Origin of the sequence: Leptospira mayottensis 200901116, from assembly GCF_000306675.2 — a bacterium.
Classification (GTDB): Bacteria; Spirochaetota; Leptospiria; order Leptospirales; family Leptospiraceae; genus Leptospira; species Leptospira mayottensis.
Map to the genome: position 1 here is coordinate 385,001 of NZ_CP024871.1, position 17,305 is coordinate 402,305.

Annotated in this window: 11 protein-coding genes and 2 pseudogenes (1 of these 13 only partly in view); 8 read left to right on the forward strand and 5 right to left on the reverse strand. The window is 37.5% G+C overall.

Annotation, left to right across the window (positions count from 1 at the left end; all coding sequences use genetic code 11):
- The 7 genes from LEP1GSC190_RS01750 to LEP1GSC190_RS01780 all read left to right on the forward strand — a co-directional run.
- Positions 1-869, forward strand: partial view of a type I restriction endonuclease subunit R gene (locus LEP1GSC190_RS01750; protein ID WP_002747400.1) — the 3' portion only. 1,918 nt of this gene lie to the left of the window's left edge; the window shows 869 of its 2,787 coding nt (coding positions 1,919-2,787); the start codon falls outside the window, past its left edge; it ends in the stop codon at positions 867-869.
- Between the two features lie 129 nt (positions 870-998).
- Positions 999-2,000, forward strand: a complete 1,002-nt coding sequence (locus tag LEP1GSC190_RS01755) for an AAA family ATPase (protein ID WP_002747288.1) — start codon at positions 999-1,001, stop codon at positions 1,998-2,000.
- 3 nt (positions 2,001-2,003) lie between these two features.
- Positions 2,004-3,863 carry a S8 family peptidase gene (locus LEP1GSC190_RS01760; RefSeq protein WP_002747402.1) on the forward strand — a complete coding sequence of 620 codons (1,860 nt, stop codon included), beginning with the start codon at positions 2,004-2,006 and terminating at the stop codon, positions 3,861-3,863.
- Positions 3,864-3,898: 35 nt separating this feature from the next.
- Positions 3,899-4,495, forward strand: coding sequence for a hypothetical protein (locus LEP1GSC190_RS20035; RefSeq protein ID WP_237578328.1), 597 nt, complete (start codon positions 3,899-3,901; stop codon positions 4,493-4,495).
- 143 nt (positions 4,496-4,638) lie between these two features.
- Positions 4,639-6,816 carry a restriction endonuclease subunit S gene (locus tag LEP1GSC190_RS01770; RefSeq protein WP_081606737.1) on the forward strand — a complete coding sequence of 726 codons (2,178 nt, stop codon included), beginning with the start codon at positions 4,639-4,641 and terminating at the stop codon, positions 6,814-6,816.
- Positions 6,813-8,309: a class I SAM-dependent DNA methyltransferase gene (locus tag LEP1GSC190_RS01775; protein ID WP_002747499.1), complete on the forward strand. Its 1,497-nt coding sequence runs from the start codon at positions 6,813-6,815 to the stop codon at positions 8,307-8,309. Before LEP1GSC190_RS01770 ends, LEP1GSC190_RS01775 begins: the two co-directional genes overlap by 4 nt.
- 152 nt (positions 8,310-8,461) lie before the next feature.
- On the forward strand, positions 8,462-8,890 hold the full coding sequence (locus LEP1GSC190_RS01780) for a DUF1016 N-terminal domain-containing protein (protein ID WP_237578329.1): 429 nt from the start codon (positions 8,462-8,464) through the stop codon (positions 8,888-8,890).
- 119 nt (positions 8,891-9,009) lie between these two features.
- On the opposite strand, the pseudogene LEP1GSC190_RS01790 reads toward LEP1GSC190_RS01780, so the two are convergent.
- A pseudogene (locus LEP1GSC190_RS01790) lies at positions 9,010-9,406 on the reverse strand (ASCH domain-containing protein).
- Between the two features lie 84 nt (positions 9,407-9,490).
- Between LEP1GSC190_RS01790 and LEP1GSC190_RS01795 the strand changes: the two are divergent.
- Positions 9,491-9,777 (forward strand): annotated as a pseudogene (locus LEP1GSC190_RS01795) (Wadjet anti-phage system protein JetD domain-containing protein); the annotation flags it as partial.
- 197 nt (positions 9,778-9,974) lie between these two features.
- Here LEP1GSC190_RS01795 and LEP1GSC190_RS20945 read toward each other — a convergent pair.
- From LEP1GSC190_RS20945 to LEP1GSC190_RS01815, 4 genes are all read right to left on the reverse strand, one after another.
- Positions 9,975-10,759 (reverse strand): IS5 family transposase gene (locus LEP1GSC190_RS20945; protein WP_420844245.1). Its coding sequence is split into 2 segments (ribosomal slippage): positions 9,975-10,411 and positions 10,411-10,759, totalling 786 coding nucleotides; the frame shifts between segments, so codons are not numbered across the junction.
- A 433-nt stretch (positions 10,760-11,192) separates the two neighbouring features.
- Entirely contained in the window at positions 11,193-11,594 is a 402-nt protein-coding gene (locus tag LEP1GSC190_RS20530; RefSeq protein ID WP_036036267.1) for an IS5 family transposase, read from the reverse strand.
- 47 nt (positions 11,595-11,641) lie between these two features.
- Complete coding sequence (locus LEP1GSC190_RS20535; protein ID WP_002724411.1) at positions 11,642-11,989, reverse strand: IS5 family transposase; 348 nt, start codon at positions 11,987-11,989, stop codon at positions 11,642-11,644.
- 82 nt (positions 11,990-12,071) lie between these two features.
- Positions 12,072-17,288 carry a trifunctional serine/threonine-protein kinase/ATP-binding protein/SpoIIE family protein phosphatase gene (locus LEP1GSC190_RS01815; RefSeq protein WP_036048193.1) on the reverse strand — a complete coding sequence of 1,739 codons (5,217 nt, stop codon included), beginning with the start codon at positions 17,286-17,288 and terminating at the stop codon, positions 12,072-12,074.
- Positions 17,289-17,305 lie beyond the last annotated feature (17 nt).

Consider the following 17,305-nt stretch of genomic DNA (forward strand, 5'->3'; position numbering starts at 1 on the left):
AAAAAGAAAAAATCCAATTCGCAGAAAGAACAAAAGGGAAAACAATTCCTCAAGTTGTGAAATTACTTTTGGGCGCATTTAATCCAGATATTTTGGAAGAATTAAGAGAAAATGCAGAAAAAGATTTCGCAAATTTATCTACCGAAGAGATCGAAGTTGAATTTAAAAAGAAGCATTCTGCTCAAGTCCAAGAAGTTACTGATATTTTTACAGCAGAACTCAATCAATTTATAGAAGTAGTTCGAAAAACGCATTTTCAATACATAGACGAAGTGAATTTAGATCGTGTCTTGAAAGAGTCCTGGGATGTAGATACGAAAGCAACAGCCGAAGTTTTGGTACATGATTTCCAGGTTTGGTTAGAAGTTCATAAAACAGAAATACTTGCACTTCAAATTTTTTACAATCAGCCTTATCGTAGACGTGAATTGACCTATACGATGTTAAAGGAAATATTGGATATTCTAAAATCGGATAAACCGAATTTGGCCCCACTAGAAGTGTGGAAGGCTTATGAGCATTTGGAATCTGTTTACGGAAATCCCAAAACAGATTTAATGGCGCTAATTTCCTTGATTCGGAAGATAACCGGCCTTGATCGATCTCTTACGAGCTATGATAAAATTGTAGATAAGAATTTTCAGGACTGGGTTTTTAAGAAACAAGCGGGATCGTTAAAGTTTAACAAAGAACAAATGCTTTGGTTACAAATGATAAAGGATTACATTGTTTCTTCCTACCATGTCGAAAAGGAAGACTTTGATCTAGACCCTTTCAATAAGATAGGTGGATTGGGAAAGTTTTGGCAACTTTTTGGAGAAGAAACTGAACACATTTTGGAAGAACTAAATGAAGCTCTGGTAGCCTAAACGAAATTTAAAAAAAGATCTCGATTTTACCTTAGTTTCAAAAATTTGTCTCGTACTGATATATAATTGTTCTATACTAAGTAATTTTCTATAGAAAGGCTTAATGAATCCTGGAAAAGGTAAGAATCTATGGCTACGTCCAATCAAATTAAAGCACTATTGAGAAGTCATTTAGAGCATGACGAAGAAAGATTCTATTCAATAGCCCTACAGATTGCTGCGGCGGAAGCTCGGAGTGGGCATTCTAAACTTGCCCAAGAGCTAAAATCTTTAGTGGACGAAGCGAAGTCAAAGACTTCACTTTCGAAGAAAAAGGATTCCCCGATTCCTATTGTTCGTCCTAAAGGAGAACTTGCAGATTTGCTTTCGGTTTCTTATCCGAAAACTAGAATTTCCGATATGGTTTTAAAGGATTCGATTGTATCACTCATTCGGAAGACTTTAGAAGAACAGAGACATTATCTGAAACTCAAGACACATGATTTACATCCAAATCGTAAGTTATTGTTAGTCGGTCCGCCCGGTTGTGGAAAGACGATGACAGCGTCCGTTTTAGCCGGTGAACTTGGGCTTCCTCTTTTTGCCGTTCGGTTAGATGGTTTAATTAGCAAGTATATGGGTGAAACGATTTCCAAATTACGACTGATATTTGATTCGATGAATGAAACCAGAGGAATCTATTTATTCGATGAATTTGATTCGATTGGGACAACTCGGAATTTCACAAATGACGTTGGTGAAATTCGAAGAGTTTTGAATAGTTTCTTAGTCTACCTGGAACAAGACCAATCGAATAGTATCATTTGTGCCGCAACTAATAATCAGAATAGTTTGGATTCTGCTTTATTTCGTAGATTTGATGAAATGTTAGAGTATGACTATCCCGATAAAAAGCTTATCTTACAAATTATTCAGAATCGGGTTCGACTTTATAAAATTGAAAGTAAGTCACTTCTCAAAGTAGTCAATGCCGCCTTAGGTCTAAGTTTCGCGGAAGTCATCAAAGCTTGTGACGACGCGATCAAGCGGATGATCTTAAAAGATAAATTAAAACTCTCTTCGGAGGATTTAATGAAATCCTTTTTGGATCGGAGTGGTAAAAGAATTCAATCAAAACAAAAGTTAAAATAGAATATGCCGGATTTGAAATATCCTCATTTTCTTCTAAGACTGAAACCGGATTCTGAGAAATACACGAATCCTTCCGGTGGTTCGTCTGAATTTCCAATATACTTAGGGAAAGATCCTAAATCCAAAGGAAAAGATTTACGCGACCAGTTAGAAAAGGCTGAAGCTGACTTTTTAGAAATAGTGAACTTAAGAAAACAATCTTCTATAAAGGAAGATTTGCGTATACCTCTAACTTTTGAAAGTTTGGAAGGTTATGATTTATGGCTCGCAAGCTTATCAGATAAACTCTCTGGAATTGAAATCGAAAATGTACAGAAAAAAAGTGGAAAGACTTTAGTTACTGTTTACATTCCCCATGGAAAGTTATCCGTATTTTTCAAAAAAATAGAACAATATTTAGATCAAAGTAAGAATACGGAAAAAGGAAATCCAAAGAATCAAAAATTGCTCAATAATATTGAAACAATAAAACTTTCAACCTTAGAAAACTTTTGGAACGATAACGATCCATTTCCAAGCGATCATAATAATAAATTATTATTAGAGATTTGGTTGAGAGTTGGGGAAGATAGAAACGAGATCAATTCACAATTTAAGAAAGCTGCTATCGAATCGGGAATTTTGGTTTCGGAACGATTTTTATCGTTTCCCGAATCTTCTGTCTTTAAGGTTACCGCATCTATCAATCAATTGAAGTCTTCTATTATACTCTTAGACTGTCTTTCTGAAATTCGAAAGTCTAAGGAGACACCAGCTTCTTTTTTAGATATGACTCCGATCGAAGAAACGGATTGGGTTCTCGAATTACGGAATCGTTTGAAAATTCATCCGAATCATAGAGATGTCGCCGTTTGTATTTTGGATACGGGTGTTACTATTGCCCATCCGTTATTGGCTCAAAGTATCGAAGAGAATGATTTAGATTCCTTTCATCCAGAATGGGGAAAGGAAGATCATCATGGTCATGGGACTCGAATGGCTGGTTTGGTGCTTTTGGGGGATCTCTATCCACTTTTACTTAGTTCGGCTTCGATTGAATTGAAACATAGATTAGAATCGATTAAGATTCTTCCGCCGAACGGAGAAAATTCTAAAGAGCTTTATGGAAGAATCACAGGGGATTGTATTTCACTTGCTGAAATAAAAGGAGATTGTCGAAGGTTATTTCATTTAGCGATTACAGCACCTGATTTATTGATTCAAGAAGGAGAGGCTTCGTCTTGGTCGGCTGCTTTGGATCTATTAGCTTTTGGCACTAAAGAAGAGGAAGAACCTAAACGATTGCTCTTTGTTTCCGCAGGCAATTTATCTCCAGAGAAGATTAAGGATTATCCGATTGCTAATAGGGAATCGAGTATTCAAGATCCTGCTCAAGCTTGGAATGTGGTAACAGTAGGAGCTTTTACTCAAAAAAAAGATATTGAAAAATCAAAATATCTCGATTATGAGTTGATTGCGAAATCAGGAGATTTGTCTCCGCAGAGTACAACTTCCGTTTCTTGGAATCCATCTGATTGGCCTTTTAAACCGGATATAGTAATGGAAGGCGGCAATTTTGCAAAAAATAAAAGACAAGAAATTGATCCAACTGATTCCCTTTCTCTTCTCACTACTAATTCTGCTATTCAGCAAAGATTATTGTTTCCTATCGTTGGTACAAGCGCTGCCACGGCTCAAGCGGCGAGATATGGTGCAATTTTATCCGCTGAATACTCTGATTTTTGGCCTGAGACGATTCGGGGGATGTTGATTCATTCTGCCGATTACTCGACTCTAAATTTAGATTACTCTAATATTCAAAAATTAAGAAAAGAAGAACAAAAAAAATTATTAGAACCTACGGATATGGTGTGCCAAATTTAAACTTCGCATTAGAAAACGGTAAAAATTCTTGCACAATGATTATCCAAGACTCTATTTCTCCTTTTGCAAAAGGCAAAGACGGTATCTCAACCAATGAGATTTTATATTATGATTTACCTTGGCCTAAAACTGTGCTTCAAGAGTTTTTAACGGAATCAGTACAGCTAAAAATTACTCTTTCTTATTTCATAGAACCGAATCCGAAAAGAATCAACACGAAAATGACTAGCACTTACGCCTGTTGTGGTTTACGTTTCGAGTCAATTGGAGCGACAGAAGGTTTAATCCGATTTCAAAAAAGAATGAATCGAAATAGCAGAGAAAAGATTGGTAAGGGAAAATGGGAAACCGGCTTTTCCAATTCTGAAAATTCCAATTGGGTCTTCGGTAGCACTCTTCGAGATCAAGGTTCGATTCATTCCGATGTTTGGATTGGATCTGCGGCTGATTTAGCCGCTAAAGAAAAAATTTGTGTATATCCTGTGAGTGGTTGGTGGAGGAGTAGAGAGAAGATGGAACGATATCATGATCGAATTCGGTTTTCATTGATTTGTTCGATACTTACTCCGAAAGTAGAAATGGAAATTTATTCTGCTGTCGAAAATCAGATTAAAGTTCTAAACTTAATTTAGATGAATTAAAATTTGATAATGTTTCATTTTTTTGGTAAATCAAAACAGTATCATAACGTTTCTCCGAATCCTTTTGTTATCATCGGAGAGTTTGATCCAAGCCAATGCAACAAATGGAGTTGGGGTAACACTATGGGATTGGAATGAAAATCTATAAAGACGCATCGACGGTAATTAACGTTGAAACATATGAGCAAAGATCGTTCGAAAATAATTTTTCTGACTTACCTTCAAATTGGCTTTGGGTGAAATTAAGCGATGTCGGATTGATTGTTTCTGGAGGTACGCCCTCTACTACAAATGAATCGTTCTGGGGAGAAGATGTTGTGTGGATAACACCAGCCGACCTTTCTGGATATTCTAATAAGTTCATTGGAAAAGGGCGTAAATCATTAACAGTGATAGGGCTTCAAAATTCTAGTGCAAAGTTATTACCGAAAGGAAGTGTGCTTTTTTCTTCTCGCGCACCGATCGGTTATGTTGCCATTGCTTCAACTAAGCTTTGTACGAATCAAGGTTTTAAAAATATAGTTCCCTCTGAATATACAAATAGTGATTTTTTATATTATTATTTAAAAAGTATTAAACATATAGCAGAAGCTTATTCGAGTGGCACAACATTTAAGGAAATATCTGGTTCGAGATTCGCTGAACTTCCAATCCCCCTCCCACCGCTCGCCGAACAACAACGCATTGTATCTAAAATCGAAGAACTTTTCAGTGAATTAGACAAGGGAATCGAAAACCTCAAAACAGCCCAACAACAATTGAAAGTCTATCGGCAAGCGGTCTTGAAATCTGCATTCGAAGGAAAACTCTCGAAAGATTGGAGAGACCAAAATCCGGATCAAAGCGTGAGTGAAAATATTGTGGAAGAAGAAGATTCTTCTTTGGGGGAGTTGCCGGATGGTTGGAAATGGGTAGCGCTAAAAGCAGTTTTGAAAAATAGAATTACAAATGGTTATTCTGGAAAACCTGTAAATTACCAAACAAATCAGAAAGTATTAAAGTTATCCGCTACTACTTCTGGAAAATTTGAATCTGCTTATTTCAAATACTTAGATGAAGACCATCTAGAGAAAAAGGATATCTGGTGTAGTTACGATGATATCTTAATTCAGCGAGGAAATACTATTGAATACGTCGGTGTTCCGACGATTTTTACAGGAAACGATAAAGAATTTATTTTTCCAGACCTTATGTTTCGCGTTCAGTGTAACAAAAATATAGTCATTCCAAAATACATATATTATAATTTATCAAATCCCTTTCAGAGAATTTTTTTAAGAAAAAGAGTTACTGGATCAGCGGGGAATATGCCTAAAATAAATCAGGTAACTCTTAACGCTACGCCAATGTGTTTGCCAAGTCTAAATGAACAACAAGTCATCGTCCAAGAAATCGAATCCAGGCTCAGTGTCTGCGATAAACTCGAAGAAACCATCCAATTTTCTCTCAAACAAGCGGAATCTCTTCGACAAAGCATATTGAAAAAAGCATTTGAAGGAAAGTTGGTGGCACAGGATCCGAAGGACGAACCCGCATCAGTGCTTTTGGAAAGAATTCGCGCAGAGAAAGAAAGTATATTCCAAAAAACAAATGTGATTTCTGAAAAGAAAGTAGGCTCGAAACTGAATCCAGAAAATGGGAATCTGATTCAATTCCCTCGACTTGTCCCGGAAATATCGACCACGGAATTGCATGCCGGAGTGATCGCAATGATCATAGACGCCCACGAAAAACAATCAAGGTATTTAGAAAATCTAAATCACGTAAAATGCGAAAAGATTGCGCATATGGTGGAATATCATCTTGGAATTTCTTTAGGAAGAAATCCTGTCAAGGATGCGGCTGGTCCGGATGATTATCCGCATTTGAAGGTAGTCGAATCTCGCGCTCTGAAAGCGAATTACTTTGGAATTCAAAAACAAAAACTCGGTTATACATATTTATCCAAGCATGGACTCCAAAAAGTTATCGATAGAACATCTCATGCATTGAATGCCGAAGATCTGCAGAAAATTCGAAACTTGATTCAGGATTTTATGCCTCTGGATAAACTTCGCTCCGAAGTTGTCGCTACTCTTTTTGCGGCATGGAACAATCTTCTCTTGGAAGGTAAGTTACCGACCGACGAAGAAATTGTGTTTGAAGCGCGCGAGAATTGGACTCCGGAAAAATTGAAAATTCCCAAAGAGAATTTTTTGAAAACTCTATCTTGGATGCGAAAGAAAGGATATGTTCCGGAAGGTAAAGGAGTGATCGTTTCTAAGTCCGTAAAGAAAACGTCAGCAAAGAAAAGGAAAAAAACAAAAGCATGAGTGCAATTGTTCCAACAAATGGAATCATCGGAAAAGTTTGGTCCTTTTGCAATATGCTTCGAGACGACGGGGTCGGCTACGGAGATTATCTGGAACAGTTGACGTATCTCTTATTTTTGAAAATGGCTCATGAGTATTCAAAGCCGCCCTATGATCGTAAAATCGCAATTCCAAAGCAATACAATTGGGAGAGTCTGACCGATAAGAAGGGTGCTGAATTAGAACTTCACTATAATATTCTTCTGAGAGAGTTGGCAAATTCTCCAGGTATTCTTGGGCAGATTTTTACAAAGAGTCAGAATAAAATTCAAGATCCAGCGAAACTCGGTAAACTTGTCGAGATGATTGATAAAGAGAACTGGGTTCTCATGGGTACCGACGTGAAGGGTGATATTTACGAAGGACTCTTGGAAAAAAATGCGGAAGATACGAAGAGTGGGGCAGGGCAATATTTTACTCCTCGTGCTCTGATTAAGGCGATGGTCGAATGTGTTCGTCCGGAACCGGAGAAAACGATTACCGATCCCGCTTGTGGTACCGGCGGTTTCTTTTTAGCTGCGTATGACTTTATTACGAAACAGGATTTGAACAAAGAACAAAAAAAATTTCTTAAGTTTAAAACATTCTTTGGGAATGAGATTGTTGCGGGAACCCGTCGTCTTGCACTTATGAATTTGTTTTTACACAATATAGGTGATATCGATTCAGATAATTTTATTTCTCCTACAGATGCCTTGATTGCCGATCCCGGAGTTCGATACGATTACGTTTTGGCGAATCCTCCGTTTGGTAAAAAAAGCAGTTCAAAAATTACAAACGAACAAGGGGAGCAAAAAAAAGAGGAACTTACATACAATCGTCAGGATTTTTGGGAGAGTACAAGTAACAAACAACTGAATTTTTTGCAGCATATTAAAACCATTCTTAAAACAACGGGGAAGGCCGCGGTCGTTCTTCCGGATAACGTTCTTTTTGAGGGTGGGGCCGGCGAAACAATTCGAGTCAAATTGATGGAAACCGTCGATCTCCATACGATTCTTCGTCTTCCGACCGGAATCTTCTACGCGCATGGTGTAAAAGCGAATGTTCTATTCTTTGATGCCAAACCTGCCGCTAAAGGACAGCAGCAGACGAAAGAAATTTGGTTTTACGATTATCGAACCAATATTCACCACACTCTCAAAAAGAATCCTCTTAAATTTGGAGATCTGAAAGATTTTATAGATTGTTATAATCCGGAAAATAGAAACAAAAGAAAGGAAACCTATCATCCTGAGAAAAACCCAGAAGGAAGATGGAGAAAGTTTACATTTGAGGAACTTAATAATCGGAACAAAAAAAATTTAGACATTACCTGGATCAAAGACAAGTCGTTATCCGACCTTGAGAATCTACCTGATCCAGATATACTCGCGGAAGACATTATTGAAAATTTAGAAGCCGGTCTTGGGAGCTTTAAAGAGATATTAAGCATTTTGAATGATAAGGAATAGCTATTCTAATTTCTTAAAATCCATTAAAAAATTTAAATCGTTTCTAGTTTTTTCGATTTCGACTTTTTTGATTGACTGGATTCAATTTTCCTATGAGAATTTCCAATTCGTCCTCACTTGGCCTTTCGCAAAAATCCTATCGCTTGCTCTTGATGGACATCTCTCAAATCTATGAATCGTTTCAATCGGATGCGAATTCCGATTGGGACAAGATTTCTCTGATGAGTTATTGGAAGATTGGTCAAAGAATCGTAGAGGTTGAACAAGGAAAAGAACGGGCAAGTTACGGAGATCGGGTCTTGATTCAACTTTTCAAGGATCTGAACAAACGTTTTGGTAAGGGATTTTCGGATCGAAATCTGCGTTATATGCGGAGATTTTTTCAGTTTTATAAGCTTGGTAAAATCCGTTCCGAACTTTCTTGGACCCATTATAAGGTTTTGCTTCTCGTAGAAGATTATAAGATTCGTAACGGTCTTGAAAAGGAAGCGATCGCAAGGTCCCATCGGGAACTTTTGTTAAAAACACAATCTACCCTTGAAAACCGAAAAACAAACCAGAAAGGAAATAATCGATCATAGGCTAACTAGGGCTGGTTGGAATCTTTCCGATGGAACCCAAATAATAGAAGAGTTTAATATTGAGATTCAAAGACCTTCAGGACTCATGAAGGCGAAGTCCCCTAATGTTGGTCATCAATTTAGCGATTACGTCTTACTGGGAAGAGACGGCAAACCTTTAGCCGTTGTGGAAGCCAAACGAACATCTGTAGATGCCTTAGTTGTGCAGGAGTCACTGGCGCATTTAATTTACTCACATTCTTTATACGGTCCCGATACTCGTTTCCTTTCCATGAAAATAAGAAGAGAAACGATCCTTGTCAATTCCTCCAATCTTGGCAAACCGTCTCCAGAGAGAATCGGGAGTATCAATTACAATAGAATCAACAGTCGCATAGCCGATACTCGTTGTTCCAGTTTGGAGGGATAGATCACGATTCTCTCCACATCTTGAATGGAAAACTTTTTCTTAAACTCTACATTCTTTTCCCCATTGATGATTTTATGCGCAAGTTCCGGTTTGATCGGAAGGAACATTACTCAGCGATTCTTGTTTGAGCCAAGGCAGGAATTCCTCTTTCACTTTTTGAGTAGATTGAATCGATCCTTTAAAGATAAACGGATTGTAGTTGGTTGAAGGAAATGGAGATTTTTTACTGGGGATCTAGACGTTCAAGGTTTTGAAATCCTTTCGCAACTGCGAGAACAATATCCGCAAAGTCGTTCCTTTTTAATGGATCTGAAAACGTTCGTTAAGTTTCGGGACTTTGCGGTGGGGCGGGTAGTCTTCTTCTAAATCTTCCGAACCGAACTCAATTGGAACACGAAACTTGGGAATATTTAGGTATTTTAGATTCGAAAAATCGGTTAGAGCAAGAGAAAATCCTCATGAATACGTGCAAGAGGTCTGTCCAGTTTCCTTACGTCTGACTCAGCCTGATTTACGTGAGTTTGATTCTTTTACGCGTTTATTTTTCCATAAAAACGAAATGTAAGGACTCCAGTTTTTTTGAAGAAGATTAATATTCTAATTTTTAAAGTAAACTTATTATGGTATTTTTTTATACTTCGAGTATTAAAAACATTAAAATTACATGAGGTTATCTCAAAAACTCCTAATAACGATCATGATACATGCGAGTATCAGAATTCCATAAAAGTTTTGATCGTTTCGTTCGTATCGAGTTGCAAATCTTCTGAAGTTCTGTAGCCAAGAAAAAGTTCGTTCAATTTTCCATCTTCCACGATATTTCCGCAACTTACGTCCATCCTGTGTCTTTTTCTTTTTTCGATTTGATTTGTGTGGAGCGATCAAATTTACTTTATATTTCTTTTTAAGATATTCATCTAAAGGATCAGAATCGTAAGCACGATCTCCGACTAAATCTTTGATTTTGCCTTTGACTTTTTTGCGGATGATTGCACCTTCCGCGAGCTTACTTTCATGCGGCGAAGCACTTTCAATCCCGGCGGAGATAGGAATACCATTTTTGTCGACGATAACCATGACTTTTGTACCCTTTCCCCGTTTAGTTTTGCCAATACGTAGGCCCCTTTTTTTCCAGGAACAAAAGTCCCGTCAATGAAACACGTACTTAAATCCATCTTGCCTCTTATTTCTAAGTCATGAAGAAGCGCTTCTAAAATTTTATCCAGGGTTCCATTTTTGCGCCATTCTTGAAATCTTCGATGGCATGTTTGATATGCGGGATATCTATCAGGTAGGTCTATCCACGGAGCACCAGTGCGAAGAATCCATAATATACCGTCCAAAATTGATCTTGAATTTACACGCGGACGACCTTTACCGTCATCTCTTGCTTCGGGTTCTACAAGTAAATCGCAAAGCAAATCCCATTGTTCGTTCGTTAAGTCACCTAATCGGCTCATAACGATCAATTATATTATTTATAGTTTAAGTACAAGAAATTTTAAGTCTGACTACACGGATGACGGTTTTTGAGATAACCTCATATTATTTATAGTTTAAGTACAAGAAATTTTAAGTCTGACTACACGGATGACGGTTTTTGAGATAACCTCATAATAATATCAATGGTTTTAAGTTCTGTGGCTCCCACATATTGCGCCTCTTTATAAATTTTATGAATTTTGAATATATTTTAACGTGAATTCGATATAAGAAAGTTTGGGCGAATCGCTCGCAAATTTCGTAATTAAAATGGCTCGCGACCGCGCTATTCGCTCCAATTCCTTCGGAATTTCCACTACAATCGCTTTCGCATTGGCTATGCCGAATTCACGTTATTTTATTGTTGTTCAATTTTTGTAGTAGTCCCTACATTAAGATCCGGTCTCAAAACTATCTATTAAAGAAATTGAAAACAATAATAGTGCTCGCGAGGTAAAGAGAAGCCATATAATTTTCAGATTTTCTTTCCCACCGGATAAGGATAGCCCTGAATCGATTGTGCCAACTGTTAGTTCTTTCAACGACCCATCTTCGAGGCTTTCCTTTATATTTACCGATCAATGGTTTCTCGCCTCTTCTTCGAATGTGAGGCCGGATATTTCTTCTTCTAATTAATTTTTCCGTATCTTTAAAGTCATATCCTTTATCAAGACAGAGATGTTTTGGTTTCTTTTTTCTTCTACCGGAAAAAATCAGGATTGAATTTAAAGTCTCTTTTACGTTATGCTTGTCATGAACATTGGCTCCACTCAATGTTATGGCCAATGGAATTCCATTTCCATCCGTAAGAATATGCCGTTTAACCCCTAATTTGGCGCGGTCTGTAGGGTTTTTGCCGGTTAAACTCCCCCTTTGGGAGCTTTAACAATTGCGGAATCCATCGAGGCCCAGTCCCATGCTATCTTATTCTTCACATCATAATATTTTAAAATAGATTTATAAACCTTTTTGAATACTCCCGCTCGCTCCCATTCTTGGAATCTTCTGTGACAAGTTTGACCAGATCCGAAGTTACTCGGAATTGCCCGCCACTGACAGCCTGTTTTCATTCGATAGATGATCCCCGCCATTACCACTCTTGTAGGTAATCGATTGCGACCTCCTTGGAGATTTGCCCTAACTTTTGGGATTAATGGTTCTATTTTTTCCCAAAGTGCATCGGGGATCTCTGAATAATATTTGTCCATTTCACAAGTAAATAATTACGATTCAAAAGTACAACCAGTTTTGAGACCGGCTCTAAGTGATATATTGATTTTTTTGAATATATTATAATATTTCCACGGATAAGAATGTGATATCGTCTTGAATTTTTTGACCCGAAAGAAAGGATTGAAGATCTGCGAATACGAATTGTACAATTTCTGAAACGGGCTTGGAGGCCTGTCTGAGTATAGATTCTGAAAGCCTATGATCTCCGAATTCTTCTCGAAAGGGATTGAACTCCTCTGTCATTCCGTCTGAAAAGAAAAATAATTTATTCCCTTTGGATATCTCTAAAAACTGGGAATTATACTTTATATTTTCAAGAATACCAATGATCGGTCCGCTTCTGGACAATTTTGTGATCGTGTTTCCGGAAAGATAGAATTGATCTGGATGGCCCGCTGCGGAATAGGCAAGTATTCCTTGTTCGACGTCCACGTCGGCGACGAGGCAACTGAAAAAGGATTTGAGGGTTTTGTATTTCGCGATGATTTCTTGGTTGAGTTCTGAAATTATTTCGCCCGGAGGTAGGTCTAGATATTTCAAACTTTCATATTCGGATTTAATCAGCATGGTGACTAACGCGGCTTGTACTCCGTGCCCGGTAGCGTCCGCTAAAAAGATTCTCACCTTACCGGGAGAAATTTCTGCGTAGTCGTAGATATCACCTCCGACTTGAGTCATGGGAACGTATTTCGTGAGAATATATATTTTGCCTAACGTATATTCTGGTTTAGGTAGAATTCTATCTTGAATCTTTTGTGCGTAAAGTAGGTCTTTTTGAAGCAGATTGATTGTATTATTGAGTTCTGCTGTTCTTTTTGCAACTTTTGTTTCGAGTTCCGCGTAGAGGTTTGCATTTTCGATTAAGATTGCCGCTTGCCCGGCGATCAGCTTTAGGGTTTGGATATTGTTTTCGGTGAACACCCCTTTGACTAATTGATTTTCGAGATAGAGAATTCCTTTGAGTTCTCCCGCGTGTAACAGAGGAATACAAATCATAGATTGAGGTTTTTTTTCTTTGATGTACTGATCGGTAAAATCTTTGATCAAAGAGGAATCCAATTCGCGAGTAGAAATTATTCTATGCGTTCTAAAAACGTAATTAAGATATGAAATCGGATATTGAGTTTCGTCGATTTCCGGAAAATTTTCCACTATAATTTCCGTTTCACCACTTTGTCCTGTGAGATAGACCGTTAAATTTTTGTTGTGTAAATGGAAATAAATAGCTCTTGTCGCACCTGCGGTCTCTATCGCGATTTGAATTAATTTTTTCAAAAGATTATCTAGAACAATCTCTTCAGAAAGAACATTATACGTTTTTAATATAATTTCCTGGTCTAAATTCGTATTTTGAATGTTAAGCTTTTTTTGAGTCGTTTCATGGGAAAAAGAGAGATTAAGCCGTTTTGCAAAACGATTTTTCAGATCGACGACCTTGGCTGAAGCTCCCCATTCGGAATAAAAATTGATGGCGAGTCGTATGTAATGGTTTCCTAAGGAAAAGTTCCCGGTTTTATAATGAAATCTTGCGGCGATTTCGCTAGATAGGGCTTGAAATGAAACAAAACCCGTTTCTTGAAAAAGTTTGATTGCTTTTTCGTAACCTGTGATCGCTTCGGAGATTTTTTTTCGTACTCTTTCTCTTTCCGCGTGTAAAAGTTCGAGAAGTCCCCTGAAGTTTTCAGGGCAATTTTTGCTCCACTTGGTGAAATAAGAGAATATAAGATTTAGTTTTTTTGAATATATAATCTTGTTAAAAAATGGAAGTTCGTCGAAATTTGCCAAAATGGTGAGTCCGTAATAAAACCAGAATTCGGCAAAAGGAATTAAACCGAACGCATTCTGAATTAGATCTTCGCCTTTTTGGCCGTAGGTGAGAGCTTTTGAAAATTGTCCCGAAAAATAATGAAGTTTGGTAAGATCGTGATAAAAGTAGAAAAGCGCGGTATAATTTTTGTCTTGTAGGATTTTTCTTTCGAAATTTTCCATTTGAAATTCCGAATCGTTCAAGGAATTAGGAGACGAAGTTTTTCCGGCGAGAGCTTTGATCAACTGATGGGAACTTTTTGCAATCATAAACGCGAAATCGTCTCTTGCAGTTCTAAAGTATTTCTCTGCGAAATCTGCATGCATTAAAAGTTCTTCTATCGGGCAGGAAGCGAAGATTTTTTTCTGAATTTTTGCCTGTAGGCTAAATCCCGCATAAAGAATGTCTCCGTTCTGTAACGCTCCTTTGTGAACTTCGTCTAACAGTTTTATGTCGGGAATGATATGTTTCTTCCAATGGCAAAGATAAGCTGAATAAACGTACTGTACTTTCCATTTTACAAGGTTGAAGGGAATCCTTTTGTTTAGATCCATCGCAATTTTGGAATAACGTATTCCTTGATTCAGATTTTTAAATATTTGGTTTACGATCATTCCGTAGCCGCTATATGCAATCGGGCTACTTCTGGAAACTCCTTTTGTTAAAGAAGCATTAAATATTTTTAATACTAAGAGTGCAAAAAGATTCTGGTTGTACGTGAATGCGGAAGGACCAAGATCTGCAAAAAGGTCAATCAGAGCTTGGTATTCCGGTTCCGAATTTTCCTTTAGATGGACTAGTTCGAAATCAGATTTTCCTTTGGATAAAATCAAAGAGAGAAGTAATTCCTTAAAAAGCACCAAATTAATTTTAAATCGAGAGGAAGGGATTTGAATATTGCAACGTTCCATCGCGCATAGACCGGCTAAAACGGCTTTTTCGACTTTGTTCATTTTAGAATAAAGCCGAACACGTATCATATTTGCGCGAATATACTGTAAATTCGAAATGCTTAAATTTTCTAATAATCCCAAAAGTGATATTGCCCTTTCGTAATTGTTCAAAAGATATTCCGTTTCTGCGGTTTCCAAAATCAAATTGGAATAAAATTCCAAATCTTTGATACAAACTTCCTGATTCAAAGAATTCAATGCAGAGTTCAGATATTGAAGGGAACTTTCGTAAGAACCGAAGTTTTTGGCTTGGAGACCGGTTTTGTAGTTTAGGGTTATAAGATTATTACGAAGAGTTTCTTCTTCGATCTGATCAAGAGCCTGATTAAGGTGATTCGTGATTTCAAAAAGAATTCTATTTTTAGGTTCTGGACCGTGAATGGCAAGCAGGGTTACTCCTGCTTGTTTATGAAATTCTTTTCGCTTTGATTCTTCTAAAAGACTGTAAGCTGCTTGTCGAACTCTGTCGTGCGAAAAACCGAAGGTTCTTTCTGAAGAAAGGCTTTTTTCAAAAATAGATTGATTCTGATTATGAAAGGGTATTAAAAGTCCTTCTTTTACCGCCTCCCAAAGAGTTTGATTAAGTTTTGGAATATCAAAAAAACTTAATTTTGAAATGAATTCTAAAGTGAATCGTTCTCCCAGGCAAGAGCAGATTCCGAGCAGTTCCCGAATTTCCGGAGTAAGTTCCTTAATTCTATCGCAGAGAAAATCGACGACATTATCCGCAGCGGATAGACTATCGACTTTTTCGAGATCCCAGTTCCAGAGTTGAAATTCGAATTCGTAAGAGAAAATATTCATTTTTTTACAGGTTCTAAGGAGCTGAATGACCGCTAAAGGGTTGCCCAATGTTTTCTTATGGAGGATGGAAGTTACGGACCGAGTTTGCTCTTCTGAGCTGGGAACCAAATCCTGAATAAGGTGATAAATGCTTTTTTTATCGAGCGAGTCGATTGTAATCAGACTTTTCTGAATCTTATTAGTTTCGATGGATTTTAGGATTTCGGAAAACGAATTTGGAGATTCGACCGCCTCTGGTCTAAATGAGAGAATACATAAGAAATTCTTAATTTTCGAATGGATAAAAAAAGTTTCTAAGAGATTAAGACTTGCCGGATCGGCCCATTGTAAGTCGTCCATGTAAAGGACGAGTGGTCTGCTCATTTCGGAAAGGGCTCTGATAAAGTTATGAAAAGTATAGTAGAAACGGTTTCGATTCTCATCTGGAGGTAATTCGGACAATTCCGGTTGCGGACCTAAAATAAACTCCAATTCGGGAAGCTGATCCAAAAGTATTTTTCCGTTGTCTCCTATGTACTGGGTGATCAGTCTTTTTAATTTCCTGATTTCTTTTTCTTGTTTGGAAAGTAAAATCGGAACCAAGTCCCTTAAGGAATGTATAAGTCCGCCGAACGGAATCGACCTTTCATACTGATCGAACTTACCTTGGATGATAATTCCGCCTCTTTCGGAGATACTCTTTAAAAAAAATTTTGCAAGTGCCGATTTCCCGGAACCAGAATCACCTGTGATAAAAACAAGCTCCGTATCTCCCCGGAGTACTTTGTTAAAAGAAGATTCTAAAACGGCTTTTTCCTTATCTCTTCCGTGAAGAACGGAAGAATCGAATGTTAGTTCCGGAATGTCTCTGGAGCCAGGAATGAACGTCGAATCGATTTCTCCTTTTTGAAAATTTTGAAGACAGAGTTTTAAATCGTATATCAACCCATCAATGGATGCATAACGTTGATCCGGATCTTTTTTAAGTAATTTAGAGATAACGAGTGAAATCGGAATAGGCAATTCTTTCCGAATTATGTGTACTGGAATTGGCTTTCTTGCTAGATGGGCGTGTAAAATTTCATTTCCGTTTTTGGAAGTAAATGGAAGAATTCCAGTAATCATCTGATATAAAATGACTCCTAAGGAATAAAAATCCGTGCGAAGATTCAGAATACGAGAGAGTCTTCCGGTTAGTTCTGGGGAGATGTAGGAAAGTATTTCGACGGGTAAATCCGGCGTAATCGAAATTGAGGTTTCTTTGTCCGAGAAAGTTGCGGATGAAAAATCTGTAATTTTAATTATCCCCGTTTTCGCTTGGATCCAAATGTTGTCTGGACGGAGTGCTTGATGGAGAATTTTTTTTTCGTGAATTTCTTTGAGTGCTAAGGAGATGCCTATGGCAATCTCAAAAAATTTCTCAATGGAATTCACTCCGTTAGGAAACAATCTCGAAAGAGGAATTGAATCGCAGTCTTCGATTACGAGAATTGGACTGCCCTCATGTCGTATTAATTCTAGGGAATTCTGAATTCTCGGTCCTTTAACAAAATTGGAAATTCTAAAATCGTGATAGATTTTTTGAATGTTCTTAATGGTCCTGTCTTTTTGACGAAGGAGTTTGAGAAGAACGCGTTTCCCCGATCTTTGATCCAGAGATCTATATATTAAAAATTGATGATTTACGGAAAAAAGTCCTAACGTCTTAAAACCGTGGAGCTGGAATTTCATCCTAGAAAAATTGAGTG